Origin of the sequence: Streptomyces pyxinicus (assembly GCF_024753135.1) — a bacterium.
Classification (GTDB): Bacteria; Actinomycetota; Actinomycetes; order Streptomycetales; family Streptomycetaceae; genus Streptomyces; species Streptomyces pyxinicus.
The window spans coordinates 13,078-30,402 of the sequence record NZ_JANUGP010000051.1 but is presented as its reverse complement, the minus strand read 5'-3'; the positions used below and the strand labels follow the sequence as shown (position 1 = coordinate 30,402).

The following is a 17,325-nucleotide window of genomic DNA, read 5'->3' as shown; positions in this document are numbered from 1 at the left end:
TCGCCGTCCTGCTCACGGCCCTGCTGGCGACGCTCGCCCTCACCCTCCCGCTCGCCTCCGCCCAGGCCGCGACCGTGCCCAGCCGCGGCTCCGCCTACCTGGGCATGGGCGTCCTCGCGCACGACGGCGGCGCCGGGGCGCCCACCACCGGCGACGCCACCCAGACCGAGGGCGTGGACGTCTCCGCACACCAGGGCAACGTCGCCTGGTCCACCCTCTGGGGCAGTGGGGTCCGCTGGGCCTACACGAAGGCCACCGAGGGCACGTACTACACCAACCCCTACTTCGCGCAGCAGTACAACGGCTCCTACAACGTGGGGATGATCCGCGGCGCCTACCACTTCGCGACCCCGGACACCACCAGCGGCGCCACCCAGGCCAACTACCTCGTCGACCACGGCGGCGGCTGGTCCCGGGACGGCCGGACGCTGCCCGCCGCACTGGACATCGAGTGGAACCCGTACGGCGCCGCCTGCTACGGCAGGACCGCGAGCCAGCTGGTCGGCTGGATCAGCGACTTCGTCACCACCTACAAGGCGCGCACCAGCCGCTACCCGGTGATCTACACCGCCACCAGCTGGTGGAGCCAGTGCACCGGGAACTCCGGCGGCTTCGCCGCGAACAATCCGCTCTGGATCGCCCGGTACGCCTCGGACCCGGGCACCCTGCCGGCCGGCTGGTCCTTCTACACGATGTGGCAGTACACGTCGTCGGGGCCGACCGTCGGCGACCACGACAAGTTCAACGGGGCCCTGGACCGGGTGCGGGCCCTGGCCAACGGCTGACACCCCGCGCCCCGGCCCCCGTCTCCTCCGGCGGGGGCCGGGAGCGTGCGTTGGTGCTCCGCGCCGGCCGGGATCATGCTGGTCAGGAGGAGCGTGCCGAGCAAGGGCAAGGGCGAGATGAGCGGCGATGGAGCGACAGTCGACGTACACGGCCACGGCCACCATCGATGAACAGGGCATCCTCACCGGCTGGAGCGAGGGCGCCCGGCGGCTGCTCGGCTACGACTCCGCCGCCGTCGTCGGCCGGCCCGCCACCGCGCTGCTCGCCGCCGACGGCGCCGCCGTACGCCGGGCCCTGGCCGGACGGCAGCGCTGGAACGGCACGATCCCGCTGCGCCACCGCGACGGCCGGCCCCGGGAACTGGGCGTGCTCGCGCACCGCCGTACCAGCGCCGCCGGAGCCACCGACTGGCTGGTGGTGATCGCCGTACCGGCCCGCGCCCAGCCGCCCCGGGGCGAGCCGCTGGAGGAGTGGACCTTCCTCCAGTCGCCGTTCCCGCTGGCCATCTTCGACGCCGAGCAGCGGCTGGTGCGCGCCAACCGGCGGATGGAGCACGCCCTGGCCCTGCCCGAGGCGGCGATCCGGGGGCTGTGCCTCGCCCATATCGTGCCGGGCGCGGCGAGCGAGGAGGCCGACCGCTCGATGCGGCTCGCGCTGGAGAGCGGACGGCCGCAGGAGGTGCGCGTCCGGCTCGCCCCGGAGCTGGGCCTGGCCGCCGTCCTCACCCCGCTCAAGGACGCCGGCGGACGGGTGCGGGCCGTGTGCCTGTCCACCCAGCAGCCCGCCGGGGAGACCGGCGCCCCGCCTCCGGCCGACCGGAGCGGCTCGCGCGTCGGCACCGTCGCCGACCGGGCCCGCGCCGCCCGGGAACTCGGCGAGGTGACGGTCCCCCGGCTGGCCGACGTCATGACGGTCGACCTGCTCGACGCCCCGCGCGCCGGCCCTCAGCACGCCGGTCCGCTGGTCCTGCGCCGGGCCGCCCTGCGCGCGGTCCCGGACGGTGCCGGGCCGGGTGCCGGCGCCGGGGTCGGCGAGGCGGTCGTCTGCCCGGCGGACTCCCCGCCGGCACACTCCATGGCGGCGGGCCGTCCGCTGCTGTACGACGCCACGGACCCGGCGGTCGCCGCGTGGGCGACGCTCGACCCGGGCGCCGCCTGGCTGCGCTCCTCCGGGTCCCGCTGGCTGCTCGCGGTGCCGCTGCTCGACCGGGGCGACCTCCTCGGCGTGGCCCTCTTCGGGCGGCGCCGGGACCGGGAGCCGTTCGGCCCGGAGGAGACGCGGCTCGCCCAGGAGTTCACCGCCAAGGCGGCCGACGGCATCCAGCGCGCCCGTGACCTGCCACGCTCGCGCACCACCACCATGGCGCTCCAGCGCAGCCTGCTGCCGCACCCGCTGCCCGACCAGGGCGCGCTGGAGATCGCCACCCGCTATCTGCCGGCCGCGTCCCGGGCCGGGGTGGGCGGCGACTGGTTCGACGTGATCCCGCTGTCCGGGTCCCGGGTGGCGCTCGTCGTCGGCGACGTGGTGGGCCACGGCATCCGGGCCTCGGCGACCATGGGCCGGCTGCGGACGGCGGTGCGCACCCTCGCCGACGTCGACCTGCCCGCCGACGAACTCCTCACCCACCTCGACGACCTGGTGCTGCGGCTCGCCGCCGACGAGGGCAGCGCGGACCCGGACGCGGAGACCGCCGGCGGCATCGGCACCACCTGCCTGTACGCCGTCTACGACCCGGTCTCGCGCCGCTGCACCCTGGCCCGGGCCGGGCACCCGCCGCCGGCCGTGGTCACCCCGGACGGCGCCGTCCGCCTCCTGGACGTGCCCGCGGGACCGCCGCTGGGCCTCGGCGGGCTGCCGTTCGAGGCGGTCGAGGCGGAGCTGCCCGAGGGCAGTCTGCTCGCCCTCTACACCGACGGTCTGTTCGAGGCCCGGGACCACGACATCGACGAGGCGCTGGACAAGATGTTCGCCGCGCTGGGGCGTCCGGCGACCTCGCTGGACGCGGTCTGCGACCGGGTCCTGACCGAACTGCTCAGCCACCGCCCCGACGACGACATCGCCCTGCTGCTGGCCCGTACCCGGGCACTGCACGAGGACCGGGTCGCCTCCTGGGAGCTGGCCGACGACCCCACCGTGGTCTCCCTGGCCCGCCGGTACGCCGACGAGCAGCTCGCCGCGTGGGGCCTGGACGAGGCCGCGTTCACCACCGAGCTGATGGTCAGCGAGCTGGTCACCAACGCCATCCGCTACGGCCGCCCGCCCATCCGGCTCCGGCTCATCCACCAGGGCGACACCCTGATCAGCGAGGTGTACGACGCCAGCGGCACCACCCCGCACATGCGTCGGGCCCGCACCTTCGACGAGGGCGGGCGGGGCCTGCTGCTGGTCGCCCAGCTCGCCGACCGCTGGGGCACCCGGCACGACCGGGTCGGCAAGACGGTGTGGGCGGAGCAGTCGGTCGGAACGCCCTGAGGCCCCGGCCGACCGCTCCACCGCGCCGCGCGCCGGTCAGTGCCGGTCGTCGTGGTGGTCGTGGTGGTCGTGGTGGTCGTGGTGGTCGTGGTGGTCGTGGTGATGGTCGTCCCAGTGGTCCCTGCACTGGTGGTGGTCACGGTCGTGGTGATCGTGACGGTCTCGGTCGTGGCCGGTCAGCGCCTGGGCCGCGGCGGGTGCCTGCGGCATGGGGGCCGCCGTGGCCGTGACGGCCGGCAGCAGCATGCCGCCCGCGACGGCGGCGGTGGCGGCGGCCGCGGCCGCCAGGCGCGTGCCGAGCTTCGAGCGGTCGGCGTGCCGGGTCTCGTTCGTGCGCTCCATGGTTCACTCCTCCTGGTACGGGGGCCTGGTCTGTTCCGGTGTCTCCGGCGCGGCCCGTGCTTCCAGTAGGCGGGGCGGGAGCGGGTGGGGTCATGTTCCGGGGATTCGGGGCTTGACGGGGCCCGAATCGCCCGTTACGTCGGGATGTCGAGTTCGCGCGAAGGCCCGGGCCTCCCTCACGAGAACCCGGGCCTCCGCTCGTCCGGCGGCGTCCGTCACGCCGCCGCCGGAACCTCCGGCGCCGCACCGCTGGTCGCGGGCGCGAGCGCCAGTTCCAGGACCTGGCGGACGTCGGTCACGGCGTGGACGTCGAGCCTGTCCAGCACCTCGGCCGGGACGTCGTCCAGGTCGGGCTCGTTGCGCTTGGGGATGACCACGGTGGTCACCCCGGCGCGGTGGGCGGCGAGCAGCTTCTGCTTGACGCCGCCGATGGGCAGCACCCGGCCGGTCAGCGAGACCTCGCCGGTCATCGCCACGTCCGTGCGCACCAGCCGCCCGGACAGCAGCGAGGCGAGGGCCGTCGTCATGGTGACGCCGGCGCTCGGGCCGTCCTTGGGGACCGCGCCCGCCGGGAAGTGGATGTGCACGCCCCGGTCCTTCAGGTCGCCGACCGGCAGCTCCAGTTCGGCGCCGTGGCTGCGCAGGAAGCTCAGCGCGATCCGCGCCGACTCCTTCATGACGTCACCGAGCTGACCGGTCAGGATCAGGCCCGCCGCGCCGGTCTCCGGGTCGGCGAGGGACGCCTCCACGTAGAGCACGTCGCCGCCGGCGCCGGTCACCGCGAGGCCGGTCGCCACTCCGGGGACGGCCGTACGGCGCTCGGCCGGGTCCTGGGCGGACTCGGGCACGTGGTGCGGGCGTCCGATCAGGCCCCGCAGGTCCCGCGCCCGCACGGTGAACGGCAGCTCCCGCTCGCCCAGTTCGTGCTGGGCGGCGATCTTGCGCAGCAGCCGTGCGACGGTCCGCTCCAGGGTGCGCACGCCCGCCTCGCGGGTGTACTCGCCGGCGAGCGCCCGCAGCGCGTCCTCCGCGATCGTGACCTCGTCCGCGCCGAGACCGGCCCGCTCCAGCTGGCGCGGGAGCAGGTGGTCCCGGGCGATGACGACCTTCTCGTCCTCCGTGTAGCCGTCCAGGCGGACGATCTCCATCCGGTCGGCGAGCGCCTCCGGGATGGCCTCCAGGACATTGGCGGTGGCCAGGAAGACCACGTCCGACAGGTCGAGTTCGACCTCCAGGTAGTGGTCGCGGAAGGTGTGGTTCTGCGCCGGGTCGAGGACTTCGAGCAGGGCGGCGGCCGGGTCGCCCCGGAAGTCCGAGCCGACCTTGTCGATCTCGTCCAGCAGGACCACCGGGTTCATCGACCCGGCCTCCTTGATCGCCCGTACGATCCGGCCGGGCAGCGCGCCGACGTAGGTGCGGCGGTGGCCGCGGATCTCCGCCTCGTCGCGGACGCCGCCGAGGGCGACGCGGACGAACTCGCGGCCCATCGCGTGCGCGACGGACTCGCCGAGGCTGGTCTTGCCGACGCCGGGCGGGCCGACGAGCGCGAGCACCGCGCCGCCGCGCCGGCCGCCGATGACGCCGAGGCCCCGGTCGTCACGGCGCTTGCGCACGGCCAGGTACTCGGTGATGCGTTCCTTGACGTCGTCCAGGCCCGCGTGCTCGGCGTCCAAGACGGACTTGGCGCCCCGGATGTCGTAGGCGTCCTCGGTGCGCGCGTTCCACGGCATCTCCAGGACGGTGTCCAGCCAGGTGCGGATCCAGGAGCCCTCGGGCGACTGCTCGGAGGCCCGCTCCAGCTTGTCGACCTCCTTGAGCGCGGCCTCGCGGACCTTCTCGGGCAGGTCGGCGGCCTCCACGCGGGCGCGGTAGTCGTCGGACTCCTCGCCGTCCTGCTCGCCGTTCAGCTCGCGCAGTTCCTTGCGGACGGCCTCCAGCTGACGGCGCAGCAGGAACTCGCGCTGCTGCTTGTCGACGCCCTCCTGGACGTCCTTGGCGATGGTCTCGGCCACGTCCTGCTCGGCGAGGTGATCGCGGAGCTGCTGGGTGGCGAGCCGGAGCCGGGCCACCGGGTCGGCGGTCTCCAGCAGTTCGGCCTTCTGCTCGGTGGTGAGGAAGGGCGAGTAGCCGGAGTTGTCGGCGAGCGCGGAGACGTCCTCGATGGCCTGGACGCGGTCCACGACCTGCCAGGCGCCACGCTTCTTCAGCCAGGTGGTGGCCAGCGCCTTGTACTCCTTGACGAGGTCGGCGACCTGGCCGGGCAGCGGCTCGGGCACCTCCTCCTCGACCCGGGCGCCCTCGACCCAGAGCGCGGCACCGGGGCCGGTGGTGCCGGCGCCGATGCGCACCCGGCTCCGGCCGCGGACCAGGGCCCCCGGGTCGCCGTCGGCCAGCCGGCCGACCTGCTCGACCGTGCCCAGCACACCGGTCTTCGCGTACGTGCCGTCGACGCGCGGTACCAGCAGCACCCTGGGCTTGCCGGGCTCCGACCGGGCGGCGGCCTGGGCGGCCTCCACCGCGGCCCGTACCTCGGCGTCGCTCAGGTCCAGCGGAACCACCATGCCGGGCAGCACGACCTCGTCGTCGAGCGGCAGCACGGGCAGGACGAGCGTGAACGCCGTGGACTCAGCAGCCATGATCTCCCCTTAGGCAGTCAACTTGAGCTATGCCGACTCAACCGCCGGGGGCGGCCCGGTGTTCCCCGGAGGGCGTTCGCTGTGAGCGATCAGTGGGCGGCGCGGGATTTCTCGGGACGCACCCGGCGGCGCAGGAGCGGCCACGACGCCACGCCGATCGCGAGGGCGATCAGATGGCCCCAGTCGGTCATCGGGTCCGCGAAGGCGAGCAGGGCGTCCAGGAGGAGGCCGGTGACCAGGGCGAGGAGGGGCACGCGCAGCCAGGGGTTGAGCAGACCGGCCAGCGCGCCCACGCTGGCGGCGACGCCGAAGCTGATGCCGTAGTCGAGGCGGTGCAGCGAGGAGCCGGGAAGGTGCCCGAACAGCACCGCGAGCCCCACCGGGACCTCCGTGGCGAGCGTGGCGAGCACGTGCCCGGCGAGGAACACACCGGCCGCGTACGCCCCGCCGACCCGCCGCTCCAGCGCGGTGAGCACCAGCACGAAGGCCAGCGCGTACGGCGACAGCACCCCGCCCGCGATCCACAGCGCGCTCGCGGGCAGCACCACCGAGGGCGCCCGCAGCAGGTGCGCCACGTCGGTACTGGAGCCCTGGTAGACGGCGTGCATGAGGTGCGGCCCGGCGACGGCGGCGAGCACGGACGTGACGGCCAGCAGGACGGTGTAGCCGAAGGTGAACGGCGTACCGGCCGGGGTGGGCAGCAGCAGCCACCAGCGCCGGGGTGGGGCGGACGCGGGCGCGGGTGCCGTTGCCGGGGCGGACACGGCCGCCCCCGTACCGCGCTGGCGGGGCATGCCGTCCAGCAGCTCGGCGGGTGCCGCGACGCCCTCCGGAAGAGGCGGGGACGTGGCCGCGGCAGGGCCCGGCGTGATCCGTTCCAACGTGGGCCGCTCCTTCCGTTCACACCCCACCCTTGGTGTTCACCGGCGCGCTGTCTATGACCGGCGCCACGCGGGAGCGGATCCTCAGCAACCTCTCACCCGGCGGCACCCGTCGACCGCGTCCGGGCCCCGCGCCCCGGCCACCCGATCGGTCCGTCATCGGCAATTCCCGTGCCGGTCGGGCCCCGTTCGAGCAGGATGAACCCATGACTGCTGCCTCCTACGACTCCCCGGTGGTCCTGGACCGGCGCGCCGGACCGTACGGCGAGGTGGTGCTGCGCCGGCACGGACCGCTGTTGCAGATCATCGCCAACGGCTGTTTCCTGATGGACACTTCGGACGGCCGCTCGGAGCGGCTGCTGGTCGACGCCGCGGCCGCCGCGCTGGACGGCCGCCCGGCTCCGAAGGTGCTGATCGGCGGCCTGGGCGTGGGCTTCTCACTCGCACACGCGAGCGCGGATCCCCGGTGGGGCCGGATCACCGTCGTGGAGCGGGAGCGCGCGGTCATCGACTGGCACCGCGACGGGCCGCTGGCGGAGATCTCCGCGGGCGCGCTCGCGGACCCGCGCACGGAGATCGTGGACGCCGATCTGCTCACTTACGTCAATGAGACATCGGACACGTTCGACGCGCTGTGCCTCGACATCGACAACGGACCGGACTGGACGGTCACGGCGGACAACGAGGGCCTGTACGCGCCGTCCGGACTCGCCGCCTGCGCACGGCTGTTGACACCCGGCGGGGTGCTCGCGGTCTGGTCCGCGCAGCCCTCTCCGGAATTTGAAGGAACCTTGTGGAATGCCGGGTTCCGTCAGGTGCGTACCGAAGAGGTCCCCGTTGCCCGGGGCGTTCCGGACGCCGTGCATCTCGGCGTCCGACCTGGATAGCGACACCGCGGTGAGTCCCCGTAATGTGCTGCCCTGACGCCGATCATTCAAGCGTCAAGCGCAGACATGGGATCACCCCACGGGTTCCGGAAAGCAACAAGCAGGGGCGGGCGATGGAGCAGACACACACCTCCCAGAGCGGCGCGGCGACGACCACCCAGGGCGCGCAGCGCCGGGTGCTGGTCGTGGAGGACGACCCCACGATCGTCGACGCCATCGCGGCCCGGCTCCGCGCCGAGGGATTCCTCGTGCAGACCGCGACCGACGGCCCCGCCGCGGTCGACACCGCCGAGGCCTGGCAGCCCGACCTGATGATCCTCGACATCATGCTGCCCGGTTTCGACGGCCTGGAGGTCTGCCGGCGCGTGCAGGCGCAGCGCCCGGTGCCGGTGCTGATGCTCACCGCGCGGGACGACGAGACCGACATGCTGGTCGGGCTCGGGGTCGGCGCCGACGACTACATGACCAAGCCGTTCTCCATGCGGGAGCTGGCCGCCCGGGTGCACGTACTGCTGCGCCGCGTGGAGCGGGCCGCGCTGGCCGCCGCGACCCCGCGCAGCGGGATCCTGCGGCTCGGCGAGCTGGAGATCGACCACGCGCAGCGCCGGGTGCGGGTGAAGGCGGAGGACGTCCACCTGACGCCCACCGAGTTCGACCTGCTGGTGTGCCTGGCGAACACCCCGCGCGCGGTGCTGTCCCGGGAGCAGTTGCTGGCCGAGGTGTGGGACTGGGCGGACGCCTCCGGGACCCGCACGGTCGACAGCCACATCAAGGCGCTGCGCCGGAAGATCGGCGCCGAGCGGATCCGCACGGTGCACGGCGTGGGATACGCGCTGGAGACGCCGAACCCGTGAGCGGCGACGGGCGCCGGGCCGTACGGAGGAACCCCGGGATCCCCGCCGAGGGGCCCTGGGGCGGTGTGCGCCCGTTCTCGATCAAGACCAAGCTGGGCGCGCTCGTCGTCATCTCGGTGCTGATCACCACCGGTCTGTCGATCGTCTCGGTGCACACCAAGACGGAGCTGCGCTTCATCACCGTCTTCTCGATGATCGCCACCCTGCTGATCACGCAGTTCGTGGCGCACTCGCTCACCATGCCGCTGGACGAGATGAACGCGGTGGCCCGCTCCATCTCCGAGGGCGACTACACGCGCCGGGTCCGGGAGAGCCGCCGGGACGAACTCGGCGACCTGGCCGGCACGATCAACGTGATGGCCGACGAGCTGGAGGCCCAGGACCTCCAGCGCAAGGAACTGGTCGCGAACGTCTCGCACGAGCTGCGCACCCCCATCGCCGGGCTGCGCGCGGTGCTGGAGAACATCGTCGACGGGGTCACCGAGCCCGACCAGGAGACCATGCGCACGGCCCTGAAGCAGACCGAGCGGCTGGGCCGGCTGGTGGAGACGCTGCTGGACCTGTCCCGCCTGGACAACGGCGTCGTCCCGCTGAAGACGCGGCGCTTCGAGGTGTGGCCGTACCTGTCCGGCGTACTGAAGGAGGCCAACATGGTGGCCTCCGCGCGCGCGGGCATCGCCTCCGGCTCCGGCAGCCACACCCGTACCGACGTCCATCTGCACCTGGACGTCTCCCCGCCGGAGCTGACCGCGCACGCGGACCCCGAGCGCATCCACCAGGTCGTCGCCAACCTGATCGACAACGCGGTCAAGCACAGCCCCCCGCACGGCCGGGTGACGGTGAAGGCACGGCGCGGCCCGCGCCCGGAGTCGCTGGCGCTGGAGGTCCTGGACGAGGGCCCCGGCATCCCCCGGTCGGAGTGGCACCGGGTGTTCGAGCGGTTCAACCGCGGCGCGATGACCCGCCCGCACGGACCGGGCAGCGACGGCGGTACGGGGCTCGGCCTGGCCATCGCGCGCTGGGCCGTGGACCTGCACGGCGGCCGGATCGGTGTGGCCGAATCCGAGCGGGGCTGCCGGATCATCGTCACCCTTCCGGGGCTCTCCTCGGCATCGAGTTGACGTAAGGTTCGATCCGGAAGCACAAGATCCACGACGCTCGCCGCCGCTCCCGCGCAGCTCGGCACGTGTGATCGGAGCCGGCCCCGCGCCACCCTTCGAACGAAGGCGCGCCGGGTTCGCGCCGGTGCACCCTCTCGCATGCGGAACCACGCTTGTTTCCCGCCATTTCAAGCCCTGAAACAAGATTTCCGATGTGACTTACGCGACGATGAACGGGCCCGACCTGACCTTCACCCCCTCGGGGGCGTAGCCTTTATTCCCGCTGTCCATCACCTTGTGAAGCGGAAGAGGGCGGTTGCCGCCGTGTCGCCACAGTCCCCCAGTAACTCCAGCGTCTCCACCGACGACCAAGCCGGGAAGAACCCCGCAGCCGCGTTCGGACCGAACGAGTGGCTCGTCGACGAGATCTATCAGCAGTACCTCCAGGACCCGAACTCGGTAGACCGTGCCTGGTGGGACTTCTTCGCCGATTACAAGCCGGGTGCTCCCGCCACCCCGGCCCCGGCGGGGACTGCGGCCGCGGGGGCCGCAGAGACCTCCCCTGCCGCCGCTCCGGCGAAGCCCGCGGCCCCGGCCCCCCAGGCCGCCGCCCCGGCGCCCGCGCAGCCCGCACAGGCGCCCGCGAAGCCCGCCGCGGCTCCCGCGCAGGCCCCCGCCCCCGCGGCGAAGGCCCCCGCCCCGGCCAAGCCGGCGCAGCCCGCACAGGCGCCCGCTCAGCCGAAGGCCGAGGCCGCCCCCGCCACGGAGGCCCCCGAGGGTCCCGAGTACGTGACGCTGCGTGGTCCGTCCGCGGCCGTCGCGAAGAACATGAACGCCTCGCTGGAGCTGCCGACCGCCACCTCGGTCCGCGCGGTCCCGGTGAAGCTGCTGTTCGACAACCGGATCGTCATCAACAACCACCTCAAGCGCGCCCGGGGCGGGAAGATCTCCTTCACGCACCTGATCGGCTTCGCGATGGTGCAGGCCATCAAGGCCATGCCGGCGATGAACCACGCGTTCGGCGAGAAGGACGGCAAGCCGACCCTCGTCAAGCCGCCGCACGTCAACCTCGGCCTGGCCATCGACCTGGTCAAGCCGAACGGTGACCGCCAGCTGGTCGTGGCCGCCATCAAGAAGGCCGAGACGCTGAACTTCTTCGAGTTCTGGCAGGCCTACGAGGACATCGTCCGCCGCGCCCGCGAGGGCAAGCTGACGATGGACGACTTCACCGGGGTCACGGTCTCCCTGACCAACCCCGGCGGCCTCGGCACCGTCCACTCCGTGCCGCGCCTGATGCCCGGCCAGTCCGTGATCATGGGCGTCGGCTCCATGGACTACCCGGCGGAGTTCCAGGGCACCAGCCAGGACACCCTGAACAAGCTCGGCATCTCGAAGGTCATGACGCTCACGTCGACCTACGACCACCGGGTGATCCAGGGCGCCGCCTCCGGCGAGTTCCTGCGCCAGGTCGCCAACCTGCTGCTCGGCGAGAACGGCTTCTACGACGAGATCTTCGAGGCGCTGCGCATCCCCTACGAGCCGGTCCGCTGGCTCAAGGACATCGACGCCTCCCACGACGACGACGTCACCAAGGCCGCCCGCGTCTTCGAGCTGATCCACTCCTACCGGGTCCGCGGCCACGTCATGGCCGACACCGACCCGCTGGAGTACCGCCAGCGCAAGCACCCCGACCTGGACATCATCGAGCACGGCCTCACCCTGTGGGACCTGGAGCGCGAGTTCGCCGTCGGCGGCTTCGCCGGCAAGTCGATGATGAAGCTGCGCGACATCCTCGGCGTGCTGCGCGACTCGTACTGCCGCACCACCGGCATCGAGTTCATGCACATCCAGGACCCCAAGCAGCGCAAGTGGATCCAGGACCGCGTCGAGCGCCCGCACTCCAAGCCGGAGCGCGAGGAGCAGCTGCGCATCCTGCGCCGCCTGAACGCCGCCGAGGCCTTCGAAACCTTCCTGCAGACGAAGTACGTCGGCCAGAAGCGCTTCTCCCTGGAGGGCGGCGAGTCCGTCATCCCGCTGCTGGACGCGGTGATCGACAGCGCGGCCGAGTCGCGCCTGGACGAGGTCATCATCGGCATGGCCCACCGGGGCCGCCTGAACATCCTCGCCAACATCGTCGGCAAGTCGTACGCGCAGATCTTCCGCGAGTTCGAGGGCAACCTCGACCCGAAGTCGATGCACGGCTCCGGCGACGTCAAGTACCACCTGGGCGCCGACGGCACCTTCACCGGTCTGGACGGCGAGCAGATCAAGGTCTCGCTGGTCGCCAACCCCTCGCACCTGGAGGCGGTCGACCCGGTCCTGGAGGGCGTCGCCCGCGCCAAGCAGGACATCGTCAACAAGGGCGGCACGGACTTCACCGTCCTGCCGGTGGCGATCCACGGCGACGCGGCCTTCGCGGGCCAGGGCGTGGTGGCCGAGACCCTGAACATGTCGCAGCTGCGCGGCTACCGCACCGGCGGCACGGTCCACATCGTCATCAACAACCAGGTCGGCTTCACCGCGGCCCCCGAGTCCTCGCGTTCCTCCATGTACGCGACGGACGTGGCCCGCATGATCGAGGCCCCGATCTTCCACGTGAACGGCGACGACCCGGAGGCCGTCGTGCGCGTGGCGCGGCTCGCCTTCGAGTTCCGCCAGGCGTTCAACAAGGACGTGGTGATCGACCTCATCTGCTACCGCCGCCGCGGTCACAACGAGTCGGACAACCCGGCCTTCACCCAGCCGCTGATGTACGACCTGATCGACAAGAAGCGCTCGGTGCGCAAGCTCTACACCGAGTCCCTGATCGGTCGCGGCGACATCACCCTGGAAGAGGCCGAGCAGGCGCTCCAGGACTACCAGGGCCAGCTGGAGAAGGTCTTCACCGAGGTCCGCGAGGCCACCTCGCAGCCGGCCGGCGGCGAGGCCCAGGCCCCGCAGGACGGCTTCCCGGTCACGGTCCCGACCGCGATCTCCGCGGAGACCGTCAAGCGGATCGCCGAGTCCCAGGTCAACGTCCCCGACCACATCACCGTCCACCCGCGCCTGCAGCCGCAGCTCCAGCGCCGGGCCGCGATGGTCGAGGACGGCACGATCGACTGGGGCATGGGCGAGACCCTGGCCGTCGGCTCCCTGCTGCTGGAGGGCACCCCGGTGCGCCTGGCCGGCCAGGACTCCCAGCGCGGCACCTTCGGCCAGCGCCACGCGGTGCTGATCGACCGGGAGACCGGCGAGGAGTACACCCCGCTCCAGTACCTCTCCGACGACCAGGCCCGCCTGAACGTCTACAACTCCCTGCTCTCCGAGTACGCGGCCATGGGCTTCGAGTACGGCTACTCGCTGGCCCGCCCGGACGCGCTGGTGATGTGGGAGGCGCAGTTCGGCGACTTCGTCAACGGCGCGCAGACGGTCGTGGACGAGTTCATCTCCTCGGCCGAGCAGAAGTGGGGCCAGACCTCCGGCGTCACCCTGCTGCTGCCGCACGGCTACGAGGGCCAGGGCCCGGACCACTCCTCGGCCCGCCCGGAGCGGTTCCTGCAGCTGTGCGCGCAGAACAACATGACGGTCGCCATGCCGACCTCGCCGTCGAACTACTTCCACCTCCTGCGGTGGCAGGTGCACAACCCGCACCACAAGCCGCTGATCGTCTTCACCCCGAAGTCGATGCTGCGCCTGAAGGCCGCGGCCTCGAAGGCGGAGGAGTTCACGAGCGGGCAGTTCCGCCCGGTCATCGGTGACGACACGGTCGACCCGGCCGCCGTCCGCAAGGTCGTCTTCTGCGCCGGCAAGGTCTACTACGACCTGGAGGCCGAGCGGCAGAAGCGGGGCGCCACGGACACGGCGATCATCCGCATCGAGCGCCTGTACCCGCTGCCGGGTGCCGAGCTGCAGGCGGAGGTCAACAAGTTCCCGAACGCCGAGAAGTACCTCTGGGTGCAGGAGGAGCCGGCGAACCAGGGTGCCTGGCCGTTCATCGCGCTCAACCTGATCGACCACCTGGACCTGGCGGTCGGCGCGGACATCCCGGCCGGCGAGCGGCTGCGGCGCATCTCGCGCGCGCACGGCTCGTCCCCGGCGGTGGGTTCCGCCAAGCGCCACCAGGCCGAGCAGGAGCAGCTGGTGCGCGAGGTGTTCGAGGCCTGAGCCTCCGGCACCTCCGCGTGAAGGGCCTGGCCCCGAGTCCGTCCGGACTCGGGGCCAGGCCCTTCTACCCTTGAGACACAGACCCCTTCCGGCCCCCGGCCGAACCCCAGGAGAGCATTCCGTGTACTTCACCGACCGAGGCATCGAAGAACTGGAGAAGCGGCGCGGTGAGGAGGAGATCACCTTCGAGTGGCTCGCCGAGCAGCTGCGCACCTTCGTCGACCTGAACCCGGACTTCGAGGTCCCGGTGGAGCGCCTGGCGACCTGGCTGGCGCGGCTGGACGACGAGGACGACGAGGAGTAGCCCCCGGGGGGGCGTCGGCCGCGCCCTCGAAAGGGTGTCTTGACTTCCCCGGGCCACGATATATCGTGTTTCACAGGAGACGCGATATGGCGTGTCGCGCTCACGTATCCGAGTGCTGCCCAGGAGGTCCCCATGCCCGATTGGTCCGTCGCCGAGCCACGGAAGCTGACCGTGGACACCCCGGTGAGCGAGCTGCACGTGCGCATCGTCAACGGCACGGTGAACGTGGTGGGCACCGACGAGGGCCCCGCCCGCCTGGAGATCTCCGAGATCGAGGGACCGCCCCTGCTGGTCACCGAGCGGCACGGCACCCTGACCGTGGCCTACGACGACCTGCCCTGGAAGGGTTTTCTGAAGTGGCTCGACCGCAAGGGCTGGCGACGTAGCGCCGTCGTCTCCCTGGCGGTGCCGGTCGGCACCCGCGTGGAGGTGGGCGTGGTCGGCGCCGGCGCGGTCCTCTCCGGTCTCGGCGGCCCGGTGGTGGTCAAGGGCGTCACCGGGGACACCACCCTGGTCGGCCTCTCCGGCCCGGTCCGCGCGGAGACCGTCTCGGGGAGCGTGGAGGCCCAGGCCGTCACCGGCGACCTGCGGTTCAAATCGGTCTCCGGGGACCTGACCGTGGTCGAGGGCGCGGGCCGCTCCGTGCGCGCGGACTCCGTCAACGGCTCGATGATCGTGGATCTGGACCCGGCCGGCCCGACGGAGGTCGGTCTCACCAGCGTCTCCGGGGAGATCGCCATCCGGCTGCCGCATCCGGGCGACGCCGAGGTGGAGGCGAACACGGCGAGCGGCACGATCTCCAACGCCTTCGACGGGCTGCGGGTGCACGGCCAATGGGGCGCCCACAAGGTCACCGGCCGGCTGGGCGCGGGCACCAGCAGACTCCGGGCCACCACGGTCTCGGGTTCGATCGCCCTGCTGCGCCGCCCGCCGCGCGAGGAGGCCGACGCCCCCTGGAGCCATCCCGCCTCCGCGCCGGACACCGACACCACCGATGCCCCGGCCGACGGCCCGACCGACAAGAAGGTGCTCTGACATGCCCCCCGTCTTCGCCCATGGCCGCCTGCGCCTGTACCTGCTCAAGCTGCTGGACGAGGCCCCGCGCCACGGCTACGAGGTGATCCGACTCCTGGAGGAGCGCTTCCAGGGCCTCTACGCGCCCTCGGCGGGCACGGTGTACCCGCGGCTGGCCAAGCTGGAGGCCGAGGGACTGGTCCGGCACACCACCGAGGGCGGCCGCAAGGTGTACTCGATCACGGACGCGGGCCGCGCCGAACTGGCCGACCGCAGCGGCGAGCTGGCCGACCTGGAGCTGGAGATCCGGGAGTCGGTCGCGGAGCTGGCCGCCGAGATCAAGGCCGACGTGCGGGGCGCGGCGGGCGACCTGCGCCGCGAGATGCGGGCGGCGGCCTCCGAGGCCCGCGGGGGCGCCTCGGCCCCGGGCGGCGCGAAGGGCCCCTCCGGGGAGTACGGCGGCCTCGGCGACCTGGGCGACAACGAGGCCTGGCGCGCCGCCAAGGAGGAGATGCGCCGGGTCAGGCAGGAGTGGAAGGAGCAGGCCCGGCGCGCCAAGGACGAGAGCCGCCGGGCCCGCGAGGAGGCCCAGCAGGCCCGCCGTCAGGCCCAGGAGGCCACGGCGCGGGCGCGGGCGCAGGCGCAGGAGGAGATGCAGCGGGTCGCCCGCCGGGTGCAGGACCACTTCGCGCGGGGCGACTGGCCGACCGGGGTGCGTGAGGGGCTGACCGAACTGGCCAAGGAGTTCGGCGACTTCGGGCGGGACTTCGGCAAGGACCGGTCCCCCTTCGGCCGCCCGCCCGGCGGTCCGGCCGAGTCCGCCCCCGCGGACGGACCGCACTACTCCGCCACCCCGGAGGACTTCCCGGCGGCCTACGCGCCCTCGTGGACGCACGAGGAGACCACCGGCGACCCGGCCCGCGACCTCGACCGCCTGCTGGACCGCTTCCGGGACGAGATCCGTGACACGGCCCGGGACCACGGCGTCACGCCCGGCCAGTTCCACGAGGCCCGCGACCATCTGGCGACGGCGGCGGCCCGGATCGGCTCCCTGCTGAAGGCGCCGAGAGACTGAGCCGGGCGCGAGCGGGCGGGGCGGGCTCAGCCGGCCTGGGCCATCCCGCCCTCATGCTCCGGGCCGTACAGCACGCCTGCCGCGGTCGCGTACGTCACCCCGTGATCGGCGAGTACGTCGGCCGGCGTGCCGGGCAGGGCGGTGAGGGCCAGCAGCAGGTGCTCGTCGCCGATGTGCCGGTCCCGGTGGGCGAGGGCGATCCGCAGGGACCGCTCCAGTACGGCCTTGGCGCCGCGGTCGAACCGGGGCCGGCGTCCGCCACCCTCGTGCCTCCCGGCCAGCGCCCCGACCCCGTGGGCCTCCTCCACGCGGGACACGATCTCCGTGACGTCGATGCCGAGGTCCGCCAGCGCGTCGGTGTCGGCCCGGGTCAGCCCGGCCCGCCGGCGCGCCTCGGCCAGGTCCCGGCGCACCGGCTCCCGGCGTTCGGCGAGCCCGAGGGCGGACAGGGCGAAGGAGGCGCGGCCGCCCTCGCGGTCGAGGAGGGCGAGCAGCAGGTGCTCGGCGCCGACGGTCCGGGCACCGCCCTCCCGGGCGTGCTCCAGCGCCCCCTCGACCACGCTCCGGGCGTCCTTCGTGAACCGCTCGAACATCACTGCCTCCCGTACTTCTTATGCACGGCCTGTCGGCTGACACCCAGTTCCGCGGCGATCTCCTGCCACGACCAGCCCTGATGGCGCGCACTGCGCACCTGGACCGCCTCCAGCTGCTCCAGCAGCCGGCGCAGGGCGGCCACGGCGCGCAGTCCGACCCGGGGGTCGCGGTCACCGGCGCGTTCGGCGAGATCGGTTGCCTCGGTCATGGCGTCAACCTACATTGACAGGAAAGAGG

General features: G+C 72.9%; 14 protein-coding genes. 9 read left to right on the top strand and 5 right to left on the bottom strand.

Annotated features, from left to right (window positions below):
* Positions 1–8 precede the first annotated feature (8 nt).
* Complete coding sequence (locus NX794_RS34765) at positions 9–785, top strand: lysozyme (RefSeq protein WP_258783703.1); 777 nt, start codon at positions 9–11, stop codon at positions 783–785.
* A 127-nt stretch (positions 786–912) separates the two neighbouring features.
* Complete coding sequence (locus tag NX794_RS34760) at positions 913–3,258, top strand: ATP-binding SpoIIE family protein phosphatase (protein WP_258783698.1); 2,346 nt, start codon at positions 913–915, stop codon at positions 3,256–3,258.
* Between the two features lie 36 nt (positions 3,259–3,294).
* Here NX794_RS34760 and NX794_RS34755 read toward each other — a convergent pair whose 3' ends face one another.
* From NX794_RS34755 to NX794_RS34745, 3 genes are all read right to left on the bottom strand, one after another.
* Positions 3,295–3,600 (bottom strand): hypothetical protein, encoded by a 306-nt coding sequence (locus NX794_RS34755; RefSeq protein WP_258783697.1) that lies wholly within the window; start codon positions 3,598–3,600, stop codon positions 3,295–3,297.
* Positions 3,601–3,815: 215 nt separating this feature from the next.
* Positions 3,816–6,236, bottom strand: a complete 2,421-nt coding sequence (gene lon, locus NX794_RS34750; protein WP_258783696.1) for an endopeptidase La — start codon at positions 6,234–6,236, stop codon at positions 3,816–3,818.
* Between the two features lie 89 nt (positions 6,237–6,325).
* Positions 6,326–7,117, bottom strand: coding sequence for a rhomboid-like protein (locus tag NX794_RS34745; RefSeq protein ID WP_428986018.1), 792 nt, complete (start codon positions 7,115–7,117; stop codon positions 6,326–6,328).
* Positions 7,118–7,323: 206 nt separating this feature from the next.
* Here NX794_RS34745 and NX794_RS34740 point away from each other — a divergent pair, with 206 nt between their 5' ends.
* From NX794_RS34740 to NX794_RS34710, 7 genes are all read left to right on the top strand, one after another.
* Complete coding sequence (locus tag NX794_RS34740) at positions 7,324–8,004, top strand: spermine/spermidine synthase domain-containing protein (RefSeq protein WP_258783695.1); 681 nt, start codon at positions 7,324–7,326, stop codon at positions 8,002–8,004.
* 113 nt (positions 8,005–8,117) lie between these two features.
* Positions 8,118–8,858, top strand: a complete 741-nt coding sequence (locus NX794_RS34735) for a response regulator transcription factor (protein ID WP_258783694.1) — start codon at positions 8,118–8,120, stop codon at positions 8,856–8,858.
* Complete coding sequence (locus NX794_RS34730; protein WP_258783693.1) at positions 8,855–9,979, top strand: HAMP domain-containing sensor histidine kinase; 1,125 nt, start codon at positions 8,855–8,857, stop codon at positions 9,977–9,979. Before NX794_RS34735 ends, NX794_RS34730 begins: the two co-directional genes overlap by 4 nt.
* Positions 9,980–10,282: 303 nt before the next feature.
* Positions 10,283–14,101, top strand: a complete 3,819-nt coding sequence (locus NX794_RS34725; RefSeq protein ID WP_258783692.1) for a multifunctional oxoglutarate decarboxylase/oxoglutarate dehydrogenase thiamine pyrophosphate-binding subunit/dihydrolipoyllysine-residue succinyltransferase subunit — start codon at positions 10,283–10,285, stop codon at positions 14,099–14,101.
* Positions 14,102–14,222: 121 nt separating this feature from the next.
* The gene (locus tag NX794_RS34720; protein ID WP_018892073.1) at positions 14,223–14,405 is read left to right on the top strand and encodes a DUF6104 family protein; all 183 of its coding nucleotides are present in this window, start codon (positions 14,223–14,225) and stop codon (positions 14,403–14,405) included.
* Positions 14,406–14,537: 132 nt separating this feature from the next.
* Positions 14,538–15,440, top strand: coding sequence for a DUF4097 family beta strand repeat-containing protein (locus NX794_RS34715; protein WP_258783691.1), 903 nt, complete (start codon positions 14,538–14,540; stop codon positions 15,438–15,440).
* Position 15,441: 1 nt separating this feature from the next.
* Positions 15,442–16,494 (top strand): PadR family transcriptional regulator, encoded by a 1,053-nt coding sequence (locus NX794_RS34710; protein WP_258783690.1) that lies wholly within the window; start codon positions 15,442–15,444, stop codon positions 16,492–16,494.
* Positions 16,495–16,520: 26 nt separating this feature from the next.
* Here the strand turns inward: NX794_RS34710 and NX794_RS34705 are convergent, their stop codons facing one another.
* Together NX794_RS34705 and NX794_RS34700 are read right to left on the bottom strand one after the other, a co-directional pair.
* Entirely contained in the window at positions 16,521–17,087 is a 567-nt protein-coding gene (locus tag NX794_RS34705) for a Clp protease N-terminal domain-containing protein (protein WP_258783689.1), read from the bottom strand.
* The gene (locus tag NX794_RS34700; RefSeq protein WP_037674056.1) at positions 17,087–17,296 is read right to left on the bottom strand and encodes a helix-turn-helix domain-containing protein; all 210 of its coding nucleotides are present in this window, start codon (positions 17,294–17,296) and stop codon (positions 17,087–17,089) included. The genes NX794_RS34705 and NX794_RS34700 overlap by 1 nt, the downstream gene beginning before the upstream one ends.
* Between the last annotated feature and the right edge of the window lie 29 nt (positions 17,297–17,325).